This window comes from Vibrio maerlii (genome assembly GCF_003415655.1).
Classification (GTDB): Bacteria; Pseudomonadota; Gammaproteobacteria; order Enterobacterales; family Vibrionaceae; genus Vibrio; species Vibrio maerlii.
Map to the genome: position 1 here is coordinate 283,617 of NZ_QRHC01000004.1, position 22,992 is coordinate 306,608.

Annotated in this window: 23 protein-coding genes; 14 read left to right on the forward strand and 9 right to left on the reverse strand. The window is 42.6% G+C overall.

Going from position 1 to position 22,992, the window contains the following annotated elements:
• The first annotated feature begins 28 nt into the window (after positions 1–28).
• Positions 29–1,414, forward strand: coding sequence for a PAS domain-containing protein (locus tag DPF91_RS08735; protein WP_164684103.1), 1,386 nt, complete (start codon positions 29–31; stop codon positions 1,412–1,414).
• 23 nt (positions 1,415–1,437) lie between these two features.
• Here the strand turns inward: DPF91_RS08735 and trxC are convergent, their stop codons facing one another.
• Positions 1,438–1,872 (reverse strand): thioredoxin TrxC, encoded by a 435-nt coding sequence (gene trxC / locus DPF91_RS08740; RefSeq protein ID WP_117234023.1) that lies wholly within the window; start codon positions 1,870–1,872, stop codon positions 1,438–1,440.
• A gap of 117 nt (positions 1,873–1,989) precedes the next feature.
• On the opposite strand from trxC, the gene DPF91_RS08745 reads away from it, so the two are divergent.
• On the forward strand, positions 1,990–3,078 hold the full coding sequence (locus tag DPF91_RS08745; RefSeq protein WP_117234024.1) for a ketoacyl-ACP synthase III: 1,089 nt from the start codon (positions 1,990–1,992) through the stop codon (positions 3,076–3,078).
• A gap of 107 nt (positions 3,079–3,185) precedes the next feature.
• Here the strand turns inward: DPF91_RS08745 and DPF91_RS08750 are convergent, their stop codons facing one another.
• On the reverse strand, positions 3,186–4,502 hold the full coding sequence (locus tag DPF91_RS08750) for an anaerobic C4-dicarboxylate transporter (protein ID WP_117234025.1): 1,317 nt from the start codon (positions 4,500–4,502) through the stop codon (positions 3,186–3,188).
• Between the two features lie 500 nt (positions 4,503–5,002).
• On the opposite strand from DPF91_RS08750, the gene DPF91_RS08755 reads away from it, so the two are divergent.
• Positions 5,003–5,524 (forward strand): hypothetical protein, encoded by a 522-nt coding sequence (locus tag DPF91_RS08755; RefSeq protein WP_117234026.1) that lies wholly within the window; start codon positions 5,003–5,005, stop codon positions 5,522–5,524.
• A 109-nt stretch (positions 5,525–5,633) separates the two neighbouring features.
• Here DPF91_RS08755 and DPF91_RS08760 read toward each other — a convergent pair whose 3' ends face one another.
• Positions 5,634–7,337 carry an FAD-dependent oxidoreductase gene (locus DPF91_RS08760; protein ID WP_117234027.1) on the reverse strand — a complete coding sequence of 568 codons (1,704 nt, stop codon included), beginning with the start codon at positions 7,335–7,337 and terminating at the stop codon, positions 5,634–5,636.
• 158 nt (positions 7,338–7,495) lie between these two features.
• Here DPF91_RS08760 and DPF91_RS08765 point away from each other — a divergent pair, with 158 nt between their 5' ends.
• From DPF91_RS08765 to DPF91_RS08775, 3 genes are read left to right on the forward strand one after another with little or no spacing between them, the layout of a single operon-like run.
• On the forward strand, positions 7,496–7,792 hold the full coding sequence (locus DPF91_RS08765) for an ArsR/SmtB family transcription factor (RefSeq protein WP_420855591.1): 297 nt from the start codon (positions 7,496–7,498) through the stop codon (positions 7,790–7,792).
• 8 nt (positions 7,793–7,800) lie between these two features.
• A complete protein-coding gene (locus DPF91_RS08770) occupies positions 7,801–8,220 on the forward strand; it encodes a YeeE/YedE family protein (protein WP_117234029.1) in 420 nt (139 codons plus the stop codon).
• Positions 8,221–8,229: 9 nt separating this feature from the next.
• Positions 8,230–8,640: a YeeE/YedE family protein gene (locus DPF91_RS08775; RefSeq protein WP_117234030.1), complete on the forward strand. Its 411-nt coding sequence runs from the start codon at positions 8,230–8,232 to the stop codon at positions 8,638–8,640.
• Between the two features lie 20 nt (positions 8,641–8,660).
• On the opposite strand, the gene DPF91_RS08780 is transcribed toward DPF91_RS08775, so the two are convergent.
• On the reverse strand, positions 8,661–9,551 hold the full coding sequence (locus DPF91_RS08780; RefSeq protein ID WP_117234031.1) for an endonuclease/exonuclease/phosphatase family protein: 891 nt from the start codon (positions 9,549–9,551) through the stop codon (positions 8,661–8,663).
• Positions 9,552–9,842: 291 nt separating this feature from the next.
• On the opposite strand from DPF91_RS08780, the gene nrdD reads away from it, so the two are divergent.
• The 4 genes from nrdD to DPF91_RS08800 all read left to right on the forward strand — a co-directional run bounded on the left by nrdD (position 9,843) and on the right by DPF91_RS08800 (position 14,584).
• Complete coding sequence (gene nrdD / locus DPF91_RS08785; RefSeq protein ID WP_117234032.1) at positions 9,843–11,963, forward strand: anaerobic ribonucleoside-triphosphate reductase; 2,121 nt, start codon at positions 9,843–9,845, stop codon at positions 11,961–11,963.
• Positions 11,964–12,062: 99 nt separating this feature from the next.
• Positions 12,063–12,542, forward strand: coding sequence for an anaerobic ribonucleoside-triphosphate reductase-activating protein (nrdG, locus tag DPF91_RS08790; RefSeq protein ID WP_117234033.1), 480 nt, complete (start codon positions 12,063–12,065; stop codon positions 12,540–12,542).
• A 113-nt stretch (positions 12,543–12,655) separates the two neighbouring features.
• Positions 12,656–13,840 carry an amino acid aminotransferase gene (locus DPF91_RS08795; RefSeq protein WP_164684105.1) on the forward strand — a complete coding sequence of 395 codons (1,185 nt, stop codon included), beginning with the start codon at positions 12,656–12,658 and terminating at the stop codon, positions 13,838–13,840.
• A 75-nt stretch (positions 13,841–13,915) separates the two neighbouring features.
• Complete coding sequence (locus tag DPF91_RS08800) at positions 13,916–14,584, forward strand: ATP-dependent zinc protease family protein (RefSeq protein ID WP_117234035.1); 669 nt, start codon at positions 13,916–13,918, stop codon at positions 14,582–14,584.
• A gap of 90 nt (positions 14,585–14,674) precedes the next feature.
• Here DPF91_RS08800 and DPF91_RS08805 read toward each other — a convergent pair whose 3' ends face one another.
• Positions 14,675–15,199, reverse strand: coding sequence for a hypothetical protein (locus DPF91_RS08805; protein ID WP_117234036.1), 525 nt, complete (start codon positions 15,197–15,199; stop codon positions 14,675–14,677).
• Between the two features lie 111 nt (positions 15,200–15,310).
• On the reverse strand, positions 15,311–15,682 hold the full coding sequence (locus tag DPF91_RS08810) for a YgiW/YdeI family stress tolerance OB fold protein (RefSeq protein WP_117234037.1): 372 nt from the start codon (positions 15,680–15,682) through the stop codon (positions 15,311–15,313).
• A 191-nt stretch (positions 15,683–15,873) separates the two neighbouring features.
• On the opposite strand from DPF91_RS08810, the gene modA reads away from it, so the two are divergent.
• From modA to modC, 3 genes are read left to right on the forward strand one after another with little or no spacing between them, the layout of a single operon-like run.
• The gene (gene modA / locus DPF91_RS08815) at positions 15,874–16,701 is read left to right on the forward strand and encodes a molybdate ABC transporter substrate-binding protein (RefSeq protein ID WP_117234038.1); all 828 of its coding nucleotides are present in this window, start codon (positions 15,874–15,876) and stop codon (positions 16,699–16,701) included.
• 5 nt (positions 16,702–16,706) lie between these two features.
• Complete coding sequence (gene modB, locus DPF91_RS08820; RefSeq protein ID WP_164684118.1) at positions 16,707–17,408, forward strand: molybdate ABC transporter permease subunit; 702 nt, start codon at positions 16,707–16,709, stop codon at positions 17,406–17,408.
• Entirely contained in the window at positions 17,405–18,523 is a 1,119-nt protein-coding gene (gene modC, locus DPF91_RS08825) for a molybdenum ABC transporter ATP-binding protein ModC (protein WP_117234040.1), read from the forward strand. The genes modB and modC overlap by 4 nt, the downstream gene beginning before the upstream one ends.
• 85 nt (positions 18,524–18,608) lie before the next feature.
• Here the strand turns inward: modC and DPF91_RS08830 are convergent, their stop codons facing one another.
• From DPF91_RS08830 to DPF91_RS08840, 3 genes are all read right to left on the reverse strand, one after another.
• Positions 18,609–20,540, reverse strand: coding sequence for a monovalent cation:proton antiporter-2 (CPA2) family protein (locus DPF91_RS08830; RefSeq protein WP_117234041.1), 1,932 nt, complete (start codon positions 20,538–20,540; stop codon positions 18,609–18,611).
• Positions 20,537–21,148: an NAD(P)H-dependent oxidoreductase gene (locus DPF91_RS08835; protein WP_117234042.1), complete on the reverse strand. Its 612-nt coding sequence runs from the start codon at positions 21,146–21,148 to the stop codon at positions 20,537–20,539. The genes DPF91_RS08830 and DPF91_RS08835 overlap by 4 nt, the downstream gene beginning before the upstream one ends.
• Positions 21,149–21,290: 142 nt before the next feature.
• Entirely contained in the window at positions 21,291–21,728 is a 438-nt protein-coding gene (locus DPF91_RS08840; protein ID WP_117234043.1) for a DUF3069 domain-containing protein, read from the reverse strand.
• 140 nt (positions 21,729–21,868) lie between these two features.
• On the opposite strand from DPF91_RS08840, the gene DPF91_RS08845 reads away from it, so the two are divergent.
• The gene (locus tag DPF91_RS08845) at positions 21,869–22,819 is read left to right on the forward strand and encodes a diguanylate cyclase (RefSeq protein ID WP_117234044.1); all 951 of its coding nucleotides are present in this window, start codon (positions 21,869–21,871) and stop codon (positions 22,817–22,819) included.
• Positions 22,820–22,992 lie beyond the last annotated feature (173 nt).

Below are 22,992 nucleotides of genomic sequence, written 5' to 3' on the forward strand. Positions count from 1 at the left end.
GATAATTAAGGGGCTGCGAGCTCTCCTCGTGCAATACGGAGCATTAGCATTGCTGGTGGTTGGGGTTGGTGCAGGCAGTATGTATTACTTCGAGCGTCAACATTGGATATCGACAGTAGCTGAAATTTATCGAGTTCATGCTTTGAGCCTGATTCGTGCTGAGTTTGATAACTTGCACTCAGCTATATTCGATATTGCAGACAATCAATATATTGATTTCAGTTCGAAAAAAAATGATAGTCAACCGCTCTTACAGTCTTTACAACAGACACATTATTCCAAACCTTCAGCAGTGATAGTTCAAGACCAACACGGAGCGCTGTTGTATGGCGAAGCTGTGTTAGGCGAAGCGATGTTGGATGCCTTGCTTCCATTGCATCAATCTATCGATACCTCTCCATTTAAGGCTCGTAGAGATACAGGTGTAGACTTCATTGAGGGTCGAGTCTTTCTTTATTCAAGTGAATTGATCGTAACTCCTGAAAATCGAGTTGTTCAAGTCACCTTGTTCAAGGAGGCTGGAAATGAATTACTGTTGAATTTAAGCGAGCGGTTGGGGCAGAAGATTGAACTCATTCATAAATCAGCCAGCCTGCGCGTTACTCAGATTAGCTATACCAAGGGCTATAAACTTGTTGCAAGTAATATAAGACATGAACCGAACACTATGGTGGTTGAATACTCAACCATTTTAGATTCAGGACGAGTTCAGCCTGCTGATTTAGCCGTCAGTATTCACCTTGATAGCTATGAACTCTTTAGTCCAATGTTTTTCTTTGGCTTTATTCTAATTAGCCTATTGTTGATCTCGTGGTTTAGTTGGCAATCAATATGGAATCAAATCGTAAAGCCAACATTCAAACATGTGGACACGATCACCGATGTTGAAACGCATACGGGTCAAAAGGAAGATCTAGACAGCGCTTCGCTCCCGAAAGAGCTGAAAAACCTGCATGAAAGTTTTGCTTCAATGTATAGCAGTATGGCAGAGCAAAACAATTTCAGTAATCTGTTGGTTGACGCAATTGGTGATGTAATCATCACAGTTGATAAAGAGGGGGTGATTCGCTATATCAATCCGGCAGCAGAGCACTGGTTGGGATTTGCAGAGGAGAAAATACACGGCCAACCAATAGACTTGTACATCAATAATCTAGATGACCGTTCAAGCAATGTTCAGCAATGGATTTATAAATCGAATGAGAAAAAGCAACGAACCCAGTGTCGCTCGATAATTAGTAGTCTCGCCAAACACCATAAAGCTTATGTGGTGGACGTCATTTGTCAGCCTCTGACCTTAATGACCAATCAAGAATACCAATCCACTTCGGTACTCGTTATTCGTATTAAGGACCGAATTGACATTGATCCCTATAGCGCGAAGTTTTCGGCGTCTATCTACACCAACCATTAAACCGGTGTAGATAGCAGCTTCAACTACTTCATTAACGCCGCGTTTAACCATTGGTCAAATTGACCTTTTGGTAGTGCACCATTAATCATGTCGACCTTTTGGCCGTTTTTAAACACCATTACGGTTGGGATACTACGAATTTGATACTGTGCAGCCAGTTGTTGCTGTGCCTCAGTATCCACTTTCATAAATCTTACTTGACCACTACGTTCATCGGCTGTCTGTTCAAATACTGGAGCAAAACCGACACATGGGTTGCACCATGGTGCCCAGAAGTCGATAACGATCGGCGTGTTACTAGACAACAAAGCGGTAAGGTTTTCTGCAGTACCTTCTATAGGTGCGCCATCTAACAACTTTGATTTACACTTGCCGCAGAGTGGAGACTCATTAGCACGTTCAGACGGGATTCTATTTAGCCCTTTACAAGAAGGACAGCGTGTTTTGAATGAAGACATATTAGTTACTTTCTTAGGATTGTTTATTTATTAGTCGTTGGTTTCATCACGACCTTATAAGATCGAAAAGATGAGCGTATACTGCGAAATAAACAAAGACAATATAAGAGCAACACAATGAATAATGTTTTCGCTGAAATCACCGGCTGGGGTAAATGCTTACCACCTGCAGTACTATCAAATGATGACCTATCTACCTTTTTAGATACATCTGATGAATGGATCCGCCCAAGGACAGGTATCGCTTCTCGCCGAATTAGCCACGTAAATACCTCAGAGCTCGCAACCGTTGCCGCAAAGCGCGCAATCGCGTGTGCAGGTATCGACGAGACTGATATCGATTTAATCATTGTTGCTACGTGTTCACCAGATTCACTTATCCCAAACACAGCATCTAAAGTACAACAGAACCTTGGCTTAAGCAGCTGTGCGGCTTTTGACTTGAATGCAGCGTGTACGGGTTTCGTCTACGGCTTAGAAACCGCGACTCGCTTGATTCAAGCGGGTAACTACCGTCATGCCGTTGTCATTGGCGCTGAGCGTCTTTCTTTCTTCATTGATTGGACTCAACGCGATACGGCGGTTTTATTTGGTGATGGCGCTGGTGCGGTTGTGCTGTCACGCACCGACAAGCAAGTAGGTCTGCAAGAAGCGAAAATTGGCTGTGATTCAGAAGGTCGCGACATTCTATCAGTACCAAAATTTGGTACATCAATGGAACGTTTTGCAGCGGACAACGGTTACTTCGACTTCAATTTTGAAGGTCGTGAGATCTTTAAGCGTGCTGTAAAAGGCATGGGGGCTGCTGCGCAAACTGTACTTGCGAAGAGTCAATTAGACACCTCAAAGATTGATGTTGTGATTCCACACCAAGCCAACATCCGTATTATCCAAACCTTGTGTGACCTGTCCGGTATCCCACAGGAAAAAGCTTTTGTTAACATCCAAAATTACGGCAACACATCAGCAGCAACTGTGCCTATCGCGATCAGTGAAGCGGTAGAGCAGGGCAAAGTTAATCCAAATGATGACATTTTGCTGGCTGCGTTTGGGGCTGGTTTAACCTGGGGTGCTGGTCACCTAAAATGGGGAGAGCGTGTGACACCAGTTAAAGAAAGTGACGCACAGCTACCTGAATGTGATAAATCTGCACTAGAGCTGATTGAACAAGCGATTGCACACTGTAAAAATCGTCCCCAAGCCTAGCTCTTGATGAGACATACCAAGTTAGAGCTTTATTCCTAGATTAGCTCTCACAAAAAAGCCGCTCATATTACTATGAGCGGCTTTTTTATCCTTGTGGCTGTTTAACGTTAGTTAATGGCCATTGATATGAGGTAACCAACAAAGGTGGCTGAAGCAACACTCGTTAAACCAATAATCATGAAGCTGTGGTTGAGTACATATTTGCCGATTCTTGTCGTACCGGTTCGGTCAAACTCGATAGCTGCCAGATCGCTTGGATAGAACGGGAAGAAAAAGTACGCATAACAAGCCGGAATAATACCAACCAGCACTGCAGGGTCGATACCTAGGCTGATTCCGAGTGGTAGTAGAGCGGTTAAACATGCTGCTTGAGATTTGATGAATGCTGAAGCACAGGCGAGCGCAAGCGCAAACATCCACGGGTACAGACTAATTACATCGCCCAGCGACTCAATAATATATTCTTTGTGGTGAGATATGATTGTGTCAGAAAGCCATGCAATACCAAAAATAGTGACCAGCGCACTCATTCCGGCAATGAAGACATTTGAACGCACAATCTTCTTCGTATCTACCTTACAAGACATTAGAATAACTGCACCCACTGTCAACATGAGCATTTGAATAACAACGCCTAAGCTTGTCCCTGCGGGCAACAAGTTCATACCAAATAAAGCGACAGTAACCAATACTGCAATGCCACTGAGGAAAATTGATAATCCTCGCTTAGCAATTTTTTTCTCTTCGGGAGCTTGCTCGGTTGTTGTAGCTTCTGAAACTAGGTTCGCTCTAAATTCAGGGTCTTCACAACGCTTCTTAAACTCATCATCAAACTCAAGCTCTTTCCCTTTTTTCAAAGAGATAGTGGCACCGACAAGAACGCCAACAAACGTTGCAGGGATGGTCACCGCAAGGATTGACCCTAGTCCAATACCCCACGATTCGTTGAAAGAAGCTGTTACCATAACCGCCACCGCAGCACTCAGTGGAGAAGCAGTGATACCCATTTGGCTTGCAACTGTGCTCATTGGCATGACACGTTCAGGTCGAATTCCTTTGGAATACGCTACATCGTAGATGACCGGTAACAATGGATAAACTGAATGACCAGTACCAACTAGGGCAGTTAGGCTCCAAGTCGTAATCGGGGCCAAGTACACGATACGGTCAGGGTTTTTCCTTAGTATCTTTTCAGCCAACTTAACCAATAAGTTAAGACCGCCAGTGACCTCTAGCGTTGCAGACGCTGCAACGACAGCTAGGATTATCAGCATCACTGAAACGGGTGGGGAACCTGCAGGTACGTCAAAAAAGACGCCCATAATAGTGACGCCCATACCACCGAGTAGGCCGAATGCAACACCTCCATACCTAATACCAACAAATATAACGATGAGTAGCAGCGCTAAATGAAGACTAAACATTAGAGACTCCTTACTTACTTAAAAAACATGCTCTATTATCAAAATATCATTTTGTATTAGTTATTAAGTTTTACCGGTTCAAATAATGAAACTTATAATAATATATTTTCTCTAAATTTGGCTTGGATCACTTAGATAAAATATGGTTACTTAATATAAATGGAGTAAATGCAAATTAAATATTAATTACCCGTTGAATTGTATTTTTTAATAATTTGGATGAATGGAACACCTGTATAATAAACCTAACAAAATGTTACATATTGGTTTGATAGTTACATTAGTTCTAAATTCTAAGTTATTCTAGCATGGAGCTGCAGTTTGGCTTTAATATCAATGGTTTATATCACACTGTAGAGATTCAAACACCTAGGGAAACTGGTGTTCTTGATGATAGGTGTAAATAGATAAAAGAAATAATTACCCAAGCTTGAACTCCATCACCTTAATAGTCGTAATTACATGCATAATTAATATCAAACCCTACGGAGAATAATATTATGGCAGTTAAAGAACTCAAATTATTAAGACGTCAATACAACTCTGGAGAGATCCGTACTGAAGAAGAGCTTCATCATAAGATACAAGAATTTTACGCAAATAAAAGAAGTGACCGGTTTGGTATGGCTAAAGTGGTATTCAGCCAGCAGCCGAACATTGTTAAGAAAATTCAAGCGGATGAGTTTGAAAGTGGAGCGATTAAACTCTATGAAGACTTCAAATCTAGAAAATTAAGACCTATCGATTACCGTTATTATTTCGAATGTGCTAAACAAGGCTCGCATATCATTATGAAAGCACAGGAAGTATTTGGAGATGATTTTGAGGTCTTTGAGGCTAAAGCAAAGCTTGAAATTGAGCGTTGGCTCAACGAGAAGGTACTTACCGCGGACAACATCGTTCATTACATTCATAGCCAAAGTGAAGCGTATGCCAATAGCTATTACAAAGCCTTCTTCTTGAAAGTTTTGAACAAATCCTTAGCGAGATTAAGGCCACGTCGAATCTTGGTCACGTCTTAAAACAAACTAGGGCTTTCAATACAAAGTTTGAAAGCCCACTTTTCTGCTTTGATTCCTTAAGCCCGATAGATGCCAAAATCTACGCTTATACAACAGTTATTGTATGCTTCTAAGCACGTGAAAACTTATAAGTTCGATATCCACCGATTAAATTTCTCGCCTTGTAACCATTATTCACTAGTTGACGATAAGCCACGTTACCACGTAACCCAACTTGGCAGTAGATAACAATCTCTTTGTCTTTCGGAAGTTCGTTCATTCGATGACGAAGTTGATCCACAGGAATATTGATTGCACCTTCTATGTAACCAACACTTTCTAGTTCACCTGGATTACGAACATCTAGCAAGACTTGCTCGTCAGTCAGAGAGTCCATTTCATCAAAGTGAATCGCGGTAGAGTCGCCCTTAATGATATTGCTTGCCACAAAGGCCGCTTGGTTGATGACATCTTTCGCTGATCCAAATGGTGGCGCATAAGTAAGTTCAAGATGCTGAAGTTGCTCAACTGTCATGCCAGCACGTTGTGCAACTGCCATTACGTCGATGCGTTTATCGACGCCATCTTTACCAACCGCTTGAGCACCGAGGATTTTGCCTGTTTTCGGGTCAAACATCATTTTGAATGACACTGTTTCAGCGCCTGGGTAGTAGCTTGCGTGGCTAGCTGTATGTATATACACTTTTTCACACGCGATGCCTTCACGTTGAAGTTGTTTCTCGTTTTTACCCGTAGATGCAACAGCAAGGTCGAAAATCTTACAAATTGCTGTGCCTTGGGTTCCTTGGTAGCTTTCATTACGTCCAAGCATGTTATCAGCTGCCATGCGCCCTTGGCGGTTTGCTGGGCCGGCTAGTGGTACTAATGTTTGCTTGCCCGTGACAAAGTCTTTCTCTTCAACTGCGTCACCGACAGCATAGATAGCAGGATCACTGGTTTGCATCGTATCAGTGGTCCAGATACCGCCAAGCTCGCCAACTTTCAACCCTGAATCTTGCGCAAGACTTGTTTCTGGACGAACACCTATCGCCATGATCAAAAGCTCTGTCTCTAAGAATTCGCCGTCACTGAGTTTTAGATCTAGGCTACCGATAAGGTGCTGTTGGTGGGCTTTTTCGCCTGCTTCTTCATTAGCAATAGTTTGGTTAGCTTTAAACTCGACAGCTTCTAGCGCCACACCAAGGCGTAAGTCGATACCTTTGTCGCGGATTTCTTGGTGGGCAAAGCCTGCCATTTCACGATCAACTGGTGTCATCACTTGATCAGAAAGCTCGATAAGCGAAGTATCAATCCCTAGTTGATGCAAAGCTTCCATCATCTCTAGGCCAATAAAACCACCACCGACGACTGTTGCGTGTTTTGGTTTGTTCATTCCAATAGTGTGGATAATCTTATCCATATCAGGAATGTTGCGTAGTGAATGAGTCAGTGGATTGTCAATGCCCGGAATAGACGGCACGATTGGCGCTGCACCTGGGCTTAGGAGTAGAAAATCGTATGATTCAACGTAGTTTGTTCCATCTACTAGATTAGAAACGGTTACCTGTTTGTTTGAACGATCTATTGAAGTAACTTCATTCATGACACGTACATCGACATTAAAACGAGCTAAAAAACTCTCTGGAGTTTGAAGTAATAGTTTACTTCGTTCCTGAATGTCACCTCCAATGTGATAGGGCAAACCACAATTAGCGAACGATACAAAAGGCCCTCGCTCAAACATGATAATTTCAGCATCTTCACTTAAACGACGCGCTCTTGCCGCAGCGGACGCACCACCGGCTACACCGCCAATAATTAGGATCTTAGTCATTTTTACGCTCTGTAATGATTCAAACTGTTTCTATACCACCACATTAAATTAGCATTGTCTAATGTTAATTTACCTAAATATTAAATTACTAATTTAGCATTGACTAATTTATATTTAACTCTAATATAAAATGGAACCATGAGGAGACAAACATGGAAATGACCATTGATGAAATGCAAGACAATGCGATAGAGGCTGCTGATTTACTTAAGTTGATTGCTCACCCAGAGCGATTACTGGTTGTATGCCAACTCGCAAAAGGGGAGTTAGGTGTGGGTGAGTTACAACAGTTATCTAGCTTGAGTCAATCTGCGTTTTCTCAGCATCTCACTGTATTACGTAAACACAATATTATTCGAGCTAGGAAAGAATCTCAGCACGTTTACTATTCATTGAGCGATGAACGGGTCAACATCATTGTTGATAGTTTATACCGCGTATTTTGTAGAAATTAGAGGCTGTTATGTTTGAAGTGATTCCTTGGTCTTCATTGTTTGGTGGGATCTTACTTGGTATCTCTGCGGTACTTTTACTTTTATTCAACGGAAAAGTGGCAGGCATTAGCGGCGTGCTAAACGGATTACTTGCCAACACTTCTGGCGACCGCTCTTGGCGAGCTCTTTTTTTAATCGGTCTATTAGTAGGTGGAGGAGTAGCAATTCCTCTGCTTGATTTAGCTATTCCGCAATTTGAACAAACTTCAATGCTCACTTTTGTGGTGGCTGGTTTATTGGTTGGAATCGGAACTCGTATCGGAAACGGCTGTACCAGTGGGCATGGTATCTGCGGAATGGGAAGACTTTCCAAACGTTCTATTGTAGCGACATTGACCTTTATGGCTGTTGCTGCAGTCACCGTCTTCATTCGACTTCATTTGATCTAGGAGCTAACCATGTATCGATTAATTCCATTGTTGAGTGGCTTACTGTTTGGATTAGGCATGGCGGTTTCTGGCATGACAGATCCAGTTAATGTTATCAACTTCCTTGATTTTTCAGGTAATTGGGACCCGAGTTTAGCTTTTGTAATGGGCGGTGCGATTGCTGTTTTCATGCCAAGTTACTTTTTAGTTATCAAGCAGCGAAAACGCGCGCTAGACGGAGAAGAAGTATGTTTACCAACTAATTCTGTGATTGATAAAAAGCTACTGGCAGGCGCGTCGCTATTTGGATTGGGGTGGGGAGTGAGTGGTATCTGCCCAGGTCCTGCACTAGCAAGTGCTTTTTATGGAAATCTATCTATATATCTCTTTATATTGGCAATGATTTTTGGCTCTCTCATGGCTAAAAAGACACTACAGTAGTCTACTTCTCTTTATTTCCATTAATGTACTTTAGCCTTAACTGGGCAATGGTCACTTAACTTATAGTTCAGCACATGCTCAACAGGAAAAACCTGTTGGGCAACACTGTATGCTTTAATATTCCCACCGATAACGATATGGTCGATAAGACTTCTAAATTGATGTGTTCGATTTGGGTTCTTGTTCGAACGAACTTTACACTTCACATCAGTATTGCGCGTAGCCAAATCTGCCTTTGTCTGCTTAGTCATCACGTTCCAAAACCAGTCATTTGGGTAGCTTAAGTTGTGATTGAAATCACCAAGCACTATATATTGTTGTCTTTTTGCTTCGCGCTGTTTAATCCAATCATTTAACACGCTGCCTTGTTCGCGCAGTATGCTACAGCTTCGATTGGATTTAAAAGCGCCGCTACAGCCTGCTTTTAAGTGAACGGATACCACATGGATAGGTTCTGACGTATTTGCTTCAATTACCATATAGGATGCAAATCGAAGTTTGCTCTGCGAGTCATTGAGCAGTCTGAAATCAGCATGTTGCACATACTCAATGCCATTGCGTATGGCGAAACCAGTGTACTGGTTCAAGTCTTTAAATTGTATATGATGATACTTACTCGTTGAGCGATCAGATAGATAGATTTGATATTCATTTCCCACGATACGCCTCAAAGCGTCAACATCATTCACCTCTTGGAAAGCTAATACATCGGGATTTAGCTTATCAAATTCTTTGGCAAGGACTTGGTAATCTTCGTCGGTTCTATTCGCTTCTTCGATACGGTGGTTGCTACCGGACGCAAGCCATTCGATGTTCCATGTGGCAACAACAGTAGGATCTGCTGCGGTACTAAAACTAAAAAATAGTAGACCTAACCCAAAAGTGAGAGCGTGCAAAATTCTGTGACTCATCAAATAATTCCTACAAAACACCGTTAGCCTATATCCTATCAGGCTTTAAAAAATTGCAACCAAATTTATCTCAATTTCATGATTTTCATTTTTAAATTAAGAAGTGAGAAGCTGGCTAGAAGATCGTGTCGTTCTTGTTCGATGCTCCGACTTTATTGATCTAGATCATTACTTTTCATTGGTGCTTTTCGTTTAATACGGCCACAATATGTAGTGTCAGTAGAACAATAATTCGCCCTATATAGTGTATTTGTGGATAAGTCTGTGAGTATTCTGGGGTAAGGAGAAAAGGTGAAACCAATCGTAATCAAGCGAGACGGCTCAAGAGCTCCGTTTAGCAGGGATCGTATTCAAGCAGCAGTGGAAGCCGCTTCAGAGCAAGCAGATAAAGAAATTGCTATCTACGCGTTAAATGTCGCGTTAGCAGTTGAGCTGCAGCTAAAAGATCACGATGAAGTGCACATCAATGATATCCAGACCCTAGTTGAAAACGAGTTGATGCAAGGTCCTTACAAGTCACTGGCGCGTTCTTACATTGAATACCGTCATGACCGTGATATCGCGCGTGAAAAACAGAGTGCTCTAACTCAAGAAATTGAGGGCCTTATTGAAGAGAGCAACGTTGATCTCATCAACGAAAATGCGAACAAAGATGGCAAGGTAATCCCTACTCAACGCGATTTACTTGCTGGTATCGTTGCAAAACACTATGCGAAAACACACATTTTACCGCGCGATATCGTTCAAGCTCATGAAGAAGGTGATATTCACTACCATGATCTAGACTACGCGCCATTCTTCCCGATGTTTAACTGTATGCTTATCGATCTGAAAGGCATGCTAACGCGCGGTTTTAAAATGGGTAACGCTGAGATTGATACGCCAAAATCAATTTCAACAGCGACAGCAGTAACTGCACAAATTATTGCGCAAGTTGCGAGCCATATCTACGGCGGTACAACCATCAACCGTATCGATGAGGTACTGGAACCTTACGTACTGACGAGCTACAACAAACATTTAGAAATCGCAAAAGAGTGGGACATTCATAACCCTGAAGGTTTCGCAATGGCCCGCACAGAGAAAGAGTGTTACGACGCATTCCAATCTCTTGAGTATGAAGTAAACACACTTCACACAGCAAATGGTCAAACTCCGTTTGTTACTTTTGGTTTTGGTCTTGGTACGAGCTGGGCGTCGAAACTGATTCAAGAGTCTATCTTGAAGAACCGAATCGCAGGTCTAGGTAAAAACCGTAAAACAGCGGTATTCCCTAAGCTTGTTTTCGCTATCAAAGATGGCTTAAATCACAAAGAGCAAGATCCAAACTACGACATCAAAAAACTGGCACTTGAGTGTGCATCTAAGCGCATGTACCCAGATATCCTAAACTACGACAAAGTGGTTGAAGTAACGGGTTCATTTAAGACCCCAATGGGTTGCCGTAGCTTCCTGAACACCTACGAAGAAAACGGTGAGTTGATTCACGAAGGTCGTAACAACTTAGGTGTTGTAAGTCTCAACCTTCCGCGTATCGCGATTAAAGCAAAGGGTAGCGAAGAAAAATTCTACGCTCTACTTGATGAGAAACTGAAACTTGCTCGTCGTGCGCTTGAGACTCGCATTAGTCGCCTAGAAAATGTGAAAGCTCGTGTTGCTCCTATCCTATACATGGAAGGAGCGTGTGGTGTTCGTCTCAATGCTGACGACTCGATTGCTGACATTTTTAAAAACGGCCGTGCTTCTATTTCTCTTGGCTACATTGGTATCCACGAGACAATTACTGCATTGTTCAGCGGTGAAGACCATGTTTACGATGCACCAGAGTTGCGTGAAAAAGCATTGGCAATCGTTGAACACATGAAAGAAGCCGTAAATAGCTGGACTGCAGAAACAGGTTATGCATTTAGCCTATACGGTACACCAAGTGAGAACCTATGTAGCCGATTCTGCCGCATCGACACCAAAGAGTTTGGCGTGATTGAAGGCGTAACGGATCGTGGTTACTACACGAACAGCTTCCACTTAGATGTGCAAAAGAAGGTTAACCCATACGATAAAATCGACTTTGAGATGCCTTATCCTCACATCTCTAGCGGTGGTTTTATCTGTTACGGAGAATTCCCAAACATGCAGAATAACATCGAAGCGCTAGAAAACGTGTGGGATTACAGTTACAGCCGAGTGCCATATTACGGAACCAACACACCCATTGATGAATGTTATGAGTGTGGTTACAACGGTGAGTTTGATTGTACGAGTAAGGGCTTTACCTGCCCGAAATGTGGTAACCACGACTCGACCAAAGTATCAGTAACTCGTCGTGTTTGTGGTTATCTTGGCAGCCCTGATGCACGACCTTTTAACTTCGGTAAACAAGAAGAAGTGAAGCGTCGAGTTAAACACCTATAACTCCATAAACGTTAACTAATAACTTGTTTTCATAATAACCCGGCTCAATGAGTCGGGTTACTTATCTAAGGGCGTAAGCTCACACTTAAGAGTAAAGATATGAACTATCACCAATATCATCCAATTGACGTTGTAAATGGCCCTGGTACGCGTTGCACACTGTTTGTATCTGGCTGTGTACACCAGTGCCGCGGTTGTTATAACCAATCAACCCAACGTCTGGATTCTGGTCATCATTTTACTCAAGAGTTGGAAGATCACATCATTGCGGATTTAAACGACACACGTATTAAAAAACGGGGTTTATCTCTGTCTGGTGGTGACCCATTGCATCCTGCCAATGTGGGAGATGTGCTTAGATTAGTAAAACGAGTTAGAGAAGAGTGCCCAGGAAAAGACATCTGGATGTGGACTGGATACGAGTTATCAGAGCTAAGCAAAGAACAACAAGAAGTCGTTACTTATATCGATACCTTGATTGATGGTCGATTTGAACAAGAGTTTTATGACCCAAGCTTAAAATGGCGTGGGAGTTCGAATCAGGTCATTCATACCTTTAAATGTGACCAAATCGATTAATCTGCAATCAATCAGCATCGAGTTTTTTATCTAACTCAATTATTTCTTCGCTAATAGATAACATAATGGTAACTTGAGGGTCATTACTTGAATTTCAAAGGGTTGTGACTTTCATGTTCTCACAGTTACCAAAACCAGTTTTAGATCCAATCATCTCTCTATCCGTTGCATACCGTAACGATCCTCGCGATAACAAAGTTGACCTAGGCATTGGTGTATACCGAAATAGCCAAGGTGAAACACCAATAATGAAGGCCGTCCAACAAGCTCAAGATGTTGTCGTTGAACACCAAAAATCAAAGGCTTATGTTGGCTTAGCTGGTTGTGAAGAGTTCAACCAAAGCATGATTGATCTTTTGCTAAAGGGCACTTCAGCGGAAAGTCGTGTTTCAGCGGTACAGACACCTGGCGCAAGTGGTGCACTTCGTATGCTTGGGGATCTTATGAAGGTCGCGCAACCTGAGACGACCGTTTGGATTTCGAATCCAAGTTACGTGAACCATAAGCCTGTGATGGAAGCTGCTGGTCTCAAAGTAAAATACTACTCTTACTTCAGCACTGAGACGAAGCAAGTCGATACCGCTCGTATGCTCGAAGATCTGTCGCATGCCGGTCCAAAAGATGTTGTTCTCCTACACGGTTGTTGCCACAACCCAACAGGTGCCGACATTGATTTTTCTGCATGGCAAGAAATAACTAAACTTTCACAACAGAATGGCTTCACTCCATTTGTCGACATTGCGTACCAAGGCTTTGGTGATGGCTTAGAAGAAGACGCTAAAGGCCTACAGTTTATGGCTGATAACGTTGAAGAAATGTTGATTACCACTTCATGCTCAAAGAATTTTGGCTTGTACCGCGAACGTACTGGTGCTGCGATTGTCATCGGTAACAACCAAGATGAAGCGAACAATGCAAAGGGCAAGATCCTAACACTAGCTCGTTCTACTTACACAATGCCACCAGATCATGGCGCTGCACTTGTTAAAACTATCCTACAAGATGAAACGTTAACTCTAACATGGAAGCAAGAGTTGAGTGAGATGCAGCAGCGCTTACTGAGTCTTCGCCAAACGCTTTGTAGTGAACTACGAAATACTCACAATACATCGCAATTTGATTTCATTGAAAATCACAAAGGCATGTTTACTGTGCTAGGCTTTACACAAGAGCAAATGGCGCAACTACGTGAAGAATATGGAATTTATGGCGTAGGGGATGGTCGTATCAACATCGCTGGTTTGTCTGAAAGTCATATTCCTTTCGTCGCGCAAGCAATCAACGCAGTAGCAAAATAATCTGATCACGAGCTCGACTTATGAAGTCTAGCTCGTGAATAAGAAGTCAAATAAGAAGTATGTTGGGGAAGTTATATGAGTAAATGGAAGTTTGTGATTCCAGTTATTTTGAGCGGTGGCTTAATGGCATGTTCAACCACTGGTGAACAACCAGTTGAACCAGAAGAGAAGCCACAAATAGAACAACCAAAGCCAGAAACTCCTGTTGAGCCTGTTGAGCCTGTTGAGCCAGAAGAACCTACCGAGCCAGAAGTAGTACCAGAGCCTGAGCCAGAGGTAAAACCCGAACCTCCAAAACCGAAACCACTTCCAACGAAAACTGCCGACGGCAAACTTATCTTAGGTGAGCAAGAGTGGGTTTATCTTCCAAGCATCAAAAAGACCACCAAAGCGCGAATTGATACAGGCGCAACTACCTCATCACTCAGCGTGAATGAGATGGTTAAATTTGAACGCGATGGTAAAGAATGGGTGAAGTTTGTCATTGAGCATGATGACTTAAAAAGTGAAGAGCTAAGTTATCCTGTCGATCGCTGGGTCAAAATAGTTCAATCAAGCTCTGATGAGTCAGAACGTCGTCCTGTGATTACCGCATGGATAGAAGTCGGCGGAGTGAAAGAGAAAACTCAGTTCACTCTAGCGAATCGTAGCCACTTAACTTTTCCAGTGCTGCTTGGGCGTAGCTTCTTCCGTGACATTGCAGTCGTAGATGTTGGTCGAAAGTACGTTCAACCTAAGAAGTAAATTCTTGAAAAACATAGCCTCGATTTAAAAATGGCCTTCAGAGTGAAGGCCATTTTTGTAACTTTAAGATTCTAAAACAACTCTAAATAATTAAAGTTGGAAGCGTACCGTCATAGAAACTTGTGGACCATATAGGCCATTATTGTATGCCTCTAAAGATAGAGACAGTTGCTCAGTTGAGTGGAAACGAGCACCAGCGGCGAAAATAGAGTGGTCGTTAATGAAACCACCTTTAATCGACCCTTCAATTTGGTTTGTTAACCAAACACGTCCACCAAGGTTTAACTCTGTCTCTACTGAACTGCTTTCTGAAGCGTCATTTGGGTAGTTGACATAGTGAACTAAGATTTGACCTGTAATATCAAAAAATTGACTCATAGGACCGTTAAAACCAACACCGGCAGCTAAGTCTGCATCGTTGTCCATTTGCGTATTTGCTCGTAGAACCATGTGTGCGTTCTGAGTCAATAGTGCGCTGAACTCACCACCAAAAGAAGAGGGACTAGCACCGATTCGAACTTCGCCGTAATTGTAATTAAAGTTATTCGCTTGCGAGAAACCGGAAAAAGCTAGTGCACTAGCGAGCAGTGCTACCTTTGATGCTTTGTTAAGCATGATGACCCCATAAAAAAGTGTGATGTGCCATAAAAACGGCAAAAAGTGACTATACAAAAAAAGCCTGCAAAATGCAGGCCGTTTTGTATAAATCAAAGTTATAATTATCGATTATAGTAGTTGAATATGGTCAACTTCGATTTCTGGTGTGCTGCCACCTTCATATTCGCCGAATATACGTACTTTTGTCTCTGCATTTAAAGGTGCTTTCAAACGTACATCATCTAAGTCGATTTGAATCTCGTTGCTACCGTCGCTAAACACAAACACGTCCTTTGACAGTTGCTTGATGATTTGGCCATCAATTGCCACGTTATCGACTTCAGCAAACATACTTGTGTCTTCAAGTAGTGTAGCTACCGAAGTTGTTTCAATTGGTCCTGTGTATTGAATGGAATGATCTTTATCATGCTTACCTCCAGCAAGAGCAAGAGTCGGAGCAAGGATTAGAGTCGAAGCAATAGCGATAACAGTCTTTTTCATGATGTTGTCCTTTTTTAAGTAATCTAGTGAGGGTTAAGAGTCACACCTCGTGTTCGTTAAGGCTATTAAAGCGCACTCTGTTTGAATTACTGGTGAGCCAGCTATTCATATTCCATTCATTTATTCATTTGTTATTTAATCTATAAAAGTTAAAATTGTTATGGCTTGAAAGATAAAGAGAAATCCGCGACGTGCGATCCCTTAAAAAACTATTTAAACACTCTATTTTGTTCACATCCGTACTATGTGTGAGTCACTTTGTTCATGCAGATACGTTACGTGTTTACGCTGCATCATCAATGACAAACGTCATGGACGAGATAGCAACTGTGTACAAGCAAGAATCCGATGTAGAGATCACGAACGTCTTTGGCTCTTCTTCTTCCTTGGCTCGTCAAATCAGCTTCGGTGCACCAGCCGATATTTATATTTCTGCGAATGAACATTGGATGGATTATCTAGTTGATGAAGAGATTATTGCTCGTGAACGTGTGACGCCCCTTGTTGGGAATGAACTTGTTGTCATTGCCAGTAAATCAGAGCATAAACCTGACTCTATCAACCTATCCTCGGTTCAGGCATGGCAAGATGCACTAAAAGGGAACAGATTGGCCATTGGTGAGCCATCTTCTGTTCCGGCTGGTATGTACGCGAAACAAGCATTATCCAACCTAGGTATTTGGCCGTCTATACAATCTCAGTTAGCCCCAACCAAAAACGTACGTATGGCTTTGGCGCTAGTAGCAAGAGGGGAAGTTCCACTAGGGATAGTTTATGCTACGGATGCAAAACAAGAAGATGGGGTACAGACATACGCTACGTTGTCACAAAATGATTATGATCGCATTGAATACCCGATTGCTGCTGTCACACTAAGTTCAAACACTCAGGATTTTATTGAATTTTTGACCTCAGAGCGCGCGCAATCAATTTTTCAGTCTTACGGGTTTAGTACTATCAACCCAATGAAAAAACTTATCCCAAATAAGACCACCCATTCAGATAAAGCTATCAATTAATGGATATCACGTTAACACCTTACGAGATTGATGCATTACTACTGAGCTTAAAGGTTTCAGCCTATGCAACGCTATGGCTTCTTCCCATCGGCATCTTTTTAGCTTGGCTCCTATCTACTCGCCAATTCTTTGGTAAGCAAATTCTAGACAGCATCATTCATCTACCACTGGTTTTACCGCCAGTGGTGATTGGTTATCTACTTCTCATTTCTACAGGTAGGCGAGGCTGGTTAGGTGATTGGTTGTACGACACCTTTGGGTTGGTATTTAGCTTTAGTTGGAGAGGAGCGGTGTTGGCTTGTATTGTTGTCTCTTTACCTTTAATGGTTCGATCTGTTCGTCTGAGCTTAGACAGCGTTGACTTTAAACTTCAACAAGCAGCTCGTACTCTTGGCGCTTCTTCCATCAGAGTATTCTTCACTATTACACTGCCACTGATTTTGCCCGGCGTTATTACAGGTATTATGCTGTCTTTTGCGAGGAGCCTAGGTGAGTTTGGTGCAACAATTAGCTTTGTATCTAATATCCCTGGTGAAACACAAACCATCCCACTGGCCATGTTCAACTACATCGAAACACCAGGTGCAGAAATGCAGGCGGCGCGCCTTTGTATCATCTCTATTGTTATAGCGCTAACGTCACTCCTTGCCTCAGAATGGATGGCAAGACGAGTCAAACGTAGACTTGGTCAGGAGTTAAACGGATGATTACAATAAAGGTACAAAAACAGTTTGGTGATTGTGGGATGGATTTCAACTTAACAATCCCAAGCAAAGGTATTACAGCTATATTTGGCCGTTCAGGTGCTGGCAAAACTTCGTTAATTAAGCTCTTTAGTGGCTTACATATGCCTGACAGCGGTGTCGTCTCAATTAAAGATCGTCGACTGTTTGTTCAAGAAGGTACACGTAACAAACCAAGCGTTAACGTGCCGATACACAAGCGCAATATTGGATATGTTTTTCAAGAGCCGAGACTGTTTCCTCATTATTCAGTGAAGGGCAATTTGAACTATGGTGTAAAGCAGGCTGACCAATCGTACTTTGAACGTGTAACTAAACTACTGGGTATTGAATCATTACTTGAACGACAACCCAATGCGCTTTCTGGTGGCGAGCAACAACGCGTTGCTATTGCTCGAGCTTTGTTGTCTAAGCCCGATATCTTGATTATGGATGAGCCACTTGCTTCATTGGATTTGCCACGAAAAAAAGAAGTCATGCCGTTTCTAGAGAAACTCACTCAGGAAGTCGAGATCCCCATTCTGTATGTGACACATAGCCTAAGTGAAGTATTACGCCTAGCCGATCATATGGTATTACTAGCAAATGGCAGAGTCGCTGCGTCGGATACGATTGAAAATATATGGGCATCAAAGCTCATGCGCCCATGGCAATCGTTCTCAGAACAAAGCAGTATCTTTGAAGCGGTTGTACAACAACATCATGAAGAATACGCATTAACCCAAGTTGCATTAACAGCTAACTCATCCCTGTGGGTTCAAGGTATAGACGCAGAACAAGGGGCAAAGGTACGTGTCCAAATCCGGGCGAATGATGTATCTGTTACGTTAGATGCACCACAACGAACTTCAATTCGTAATATCCTAAAAGCCACTATTAGCGATATTGAAGCGTCCATCTCGCACGGCAAAAAGAGTGTGTCGGTGACATTGGATGTAGGCGAGAAGAAGCCTCTGTTTGCGAACATAACACCTTGGGCATTAGACGAACTTGAACTCACTATAGGTCAAAAGGTATATGTGCAGATTAAAGGAGTCAGTGTGACCCAAAAAGACATGAGCTTAATGCACGATTTGTAATGGCGTCCTATCCACCTTATTAACGATGATTTATAGTTTATTGAGAACAAAACACCCAGCATATGCTGGGTGTTGGCATTTAGATTTAAGCGTCAATCACATCATCCTTAATGTGGTCAACGTAGTTCTTAGGCGGTGGTGTCCAACCACGCTCCGTAACTGAGTGTTTGTCACCACGATCACGACCCATTGCTTCAGCAATGTGCTCTTCCAAGTGAATAAACAAGTCTCGGTAGTTGTTATCGAAACGCTCACCTTCAGAACCCTCAGCCCAAGCTTCATAGAGTAGATCAGACTTCTTATCTTCCACATTCTTGTACATGGTTTTCTTATGCTCTACTGAGAACGGGTGTACACCAACTTCAACCATCGCTTTACCACCAAGTTCTAGTGCTGAATGGTAGGTTTCAGATTCTATAATGTCAGCACCCGCTTGGCGAAGAAGGTAACCATGTCCGCGGTCGAATGCACGCGCTAGAACTTTCACATGTGGGTAGGTATGTTTTACATACTTAACCATCTCAATGCTTGTTTCTTGGTTATCGATAGCTACGACCAGCAGCTTCGCATGTTCGATGCCCGCAGTGTGTAATAGGTCGGGTTTACTCGCATCACCATAATAAGCTTTCGTGTTAATACGACGCATGTTATCTACCTGATCTGCTTGGTAATCGACGGCTACCGTTGGGATATTGTTCGTAACCAATAGTCGATTTACAATCTGACCAAAGCGACCGATACCCGCAATAATCACTAAGCCTTTGTCTTCGATAGTATCTTCTTCACGATCGTTAGACTTCTGTTCAAAACGAGGAAGAATCACTTTATCGAACAAAATAAACAGACCCGGAGTAAAGAACATCGATAGTGCGACAACGAGGGATAATGTTTGAGCGATATCGATAGGTAGAACATGGTTTTGAACGGTAAAGCTCAGTAGTACGAAACCAAATTCACCCGCCTGGGCAAGACTGAGTGTAAACAACCAGCGGTTACTGTCTTTAATGCGGAAGATCAGAGCTAATACGTAAAGAACGGCTGCCTTAAGAACCATTACACCAATAGTGAGACCGATGATAAGTGCAAAATCATTGAATAAGATACCAAAGTCGATACCAGCGCCTACCGTAATGAAGAAGAGACCAAGCAATAACCCTTTGAATGGGTCGATATTCGACTCTAGCTCATGACGGAACTCACTGTTTGCCAGTACAACACCAGCTAAGAAGGTACCAAGGGCAGGAGATAGGCCAACCAAGCTCATCAATGCTGCAATTCCAACAACCAACATCAATGCCGTTGCTGTGAAAATTTCGCGTAAGCCTGAGCTTGCAACAAAACGGAACAGTGGTCGGCTTAAGAAGTGACCACCAATAACAACAAATGCAATTGAGCCCGCAACAACCAAGCCGTAAGCCCAGCTAGGTAAGTGAGCCACGATTGACAGCTCGGCATGATGATCATTTGCAGTATCCGCTAATGCTTTTGAGGCCTCTACAAGCTCCGGGATAGCCAATAATGGGATAAACGCCAACATTGGAATCACGGCAATATCTTGGAACAGCAAAACAGAGAAGGCGTTTTGACCACCCTCAGTTTTATTCAGACCTTTTTCGTTAAAAGTTTGAAGTACGATAGCTGTAGACGACAGGGCGAAGATCAAACCAATAGTTAGAGCGATATTCCAAGGCTGACCAAATAGCATCGCGATGCCCATTACCGCTGCAGTTGTACCACCAACTTGCAAGCCACCTAGCCCAATGAGGCGATTGCGCATTGCCCATAGCATTTTCGGTTCTAACTCTAAACCAACTAGGAACAGCATCATAACCACGCCAAATTCAGCAAAGTGTTGAATCGTCGTCGTTTCATCACCTACAAGCCCAATAACTGGGCCAATAACCACACCGGCAATTAAGTAACCAAGAACTGAGCCTAAGCCAAGTCGTTTAGCAATTGGCACTGCAATGACAGCAGCGATAAGGTAGATAAATGCTTGTAAGAAATAACCGGTCATAGTTCCTCCGGAAGCTGATCGATATACGTCGCTAGGTTTGAAGTAATCTCTACATCATCAAATGCACTAGGGTCTTGCACGAGGCGTTTTAAGACCTCTTCATAAGACTCAATGTGATGAGACAGCTTATTATCTTCAACAGCAGTACGAGCCCCAAATAGCGCAAATGGGGCTAGATAAGTCATGCCCGTCAAACTTGCCATATTTTCAAGTGGTCGCAATAAATCTTCGATTGGATAGTTGTTACTGCCCTCAGGACGATAAGCGGATTTTGGGCCACCAGCCGATATTGCACAGAGAAACTTCTTGCCGTGTAGCGCTTTTCCATCGTGACCGTAGGCGAATCCATATTCTAGAATGAGATCTTGCCATTCTTTTAAAATGGCAGGGGTCGAATACCAAAAGAGTGGGAATTGAAAAATGACAACATCATGATCAATAAGACGCTGTTGTTCTTTAGCGATATTAATATTGTAAGTTGGGTATTCTCCATAAAGGTCAACGGCTGTGACACCATCCATGTTTTTTGCAACGTTAAATAATGGACGGTTTACTTCGGAGCGAGATTGAGAGGGGTGGGCGAATAGAACAAGTACTTTGTTTTCCATTGCAGTCTCACTTTATGCTTTTTATGATGACATAAATTTAACATATAGCATCAGCTTTAAAAAACAATAATTTAAGACTCCTTAAAAACAAAAAAAGCTGCATGAAATTCATGCAGCTTGGAATTAGGAAAACAAAAAGATTTTATTTCGCAAATACTTCGCGGAAGTCGCGCTTAAGAATTGGGTCACGGCGTGCTTTCTTCATTTGCTTAACCATATCTTTCACACAATTGTGAAGTAGTTGATCAAGAAGCTGTGCGCGGTATTCTTCTTTTTCTTCGTCAGTCATACCTTCAGGAAGGTTAAGAGTTGGGAACTCTTCCATTAGGTTAACACCAGCAAAAGACTGGCTAACAGAGATTAGAGCATGGAACTGTTCGAAGTTATCTAAAACATTCTGGGCACTTGCTGGAAGCGAATCCCACGCTTCGCGCACTGCTTCTTCTGATACTTCGTGAATAGAGGTAACCATTTCGTACATTGCTTCTGGCACGCCATCAAACTCAATAACTTGCTTGAGTTCTGGAGAAACCGTAGAAAGATCGATGGTTTTTTGTTCGTTATTTTGATTTTCGGACATGGACATTATCTCTGACAAAAACGCTATGCTATGAACTTAGAAAAAAAAGTCAATTGCTTTCCACTAAGTGCTTGTATTCACGCTATTCTTATAGTTAATGTTATGAGATAAGTGTGCCTAGAGTCATAAAAAGGATGAATATGGTTGGACACAACACGCCGGTGAAGATCTTATTAGTCGACGATGTACAAATGGATCGAATGCAGCTATCGATACGATTGAAACAGCTTGGTCACCACGTTGAGGTCGCCGCCAATGGTAAAGAGGGCCTCGAAAAATACGCAGCTTTCGATCCTGAATTGGTTTTGCTCGACATTTCGATGCCAGATATGGACGGGTTTGATGTATCCCGACGTATACGCGCTCTCTACCCTGACTGGGTTCCTATCATCTTTTTAAGCGGTCACGATGAACCAGAAGTTATTGCCCAAGCTATTGAAGCGGGTGGGGATGACTACTTAGTGAAGCCCGTTGACCGTCTAGTTTTAAATTCAAAGTTAATTGCTATGCAGCGCATTGCTAACATGAGAAGAGAGCTTAAATTATTGACCTCTAAGCTTGAAGAACTCAATGCTAGCCTAATGGAACAAGCCAATATTGATGGCCTAACCTCGGTTTATAACCGTCGATATATCGATAAGAAACTCGAAGAAATGATCAGTTGGCACGGCCGACACACATTACCCTTAGGCATCCTGCTGTTAGATGTAGATAACTTTAAGGCGTTTAATGACAATTACGGTCATATTGAAGGAGATAAGTGTTTACAGGCGATTGCAAGTACTTTGAAATCAACTTTTACACGTAGCGGTGAGTACGTTGGCCGATACGGCGGTGAAGAGTTCATCATCGTCATTAGCAACTTTAATCCCGATGACTCTATCGCTCAAGCAGAACGTACAAAAGAAGCGATTTTCAATCTCAATTACCCACATGCTTATTCTCAAACCGCTGAATACGTGACCGTATCACAAGGGGGTTACGTGTTCATCCCACAAGGCAACGAAACGAAAGAGGAGATCTACTCGAAAGCCGACTCACGCCTTTATGAAGCCAAGCACAGAGGCAGAAACGGTTACGTTTTCGATTAAACGTTTCTAGGGTCTGTTGACCTTTCGAGCTGGTTTTTGCAGCAGTTTGTGGGAAATTTCCACAAGGCAGAGGCTTTGATGTGTAGCTAGCCTACATGAGAAGCCGATAACACAGTGGGAATGAAGCACAAACGCTGCCCGAAGGGTTCGGCAAAAATCGTTTTATGCTTTGT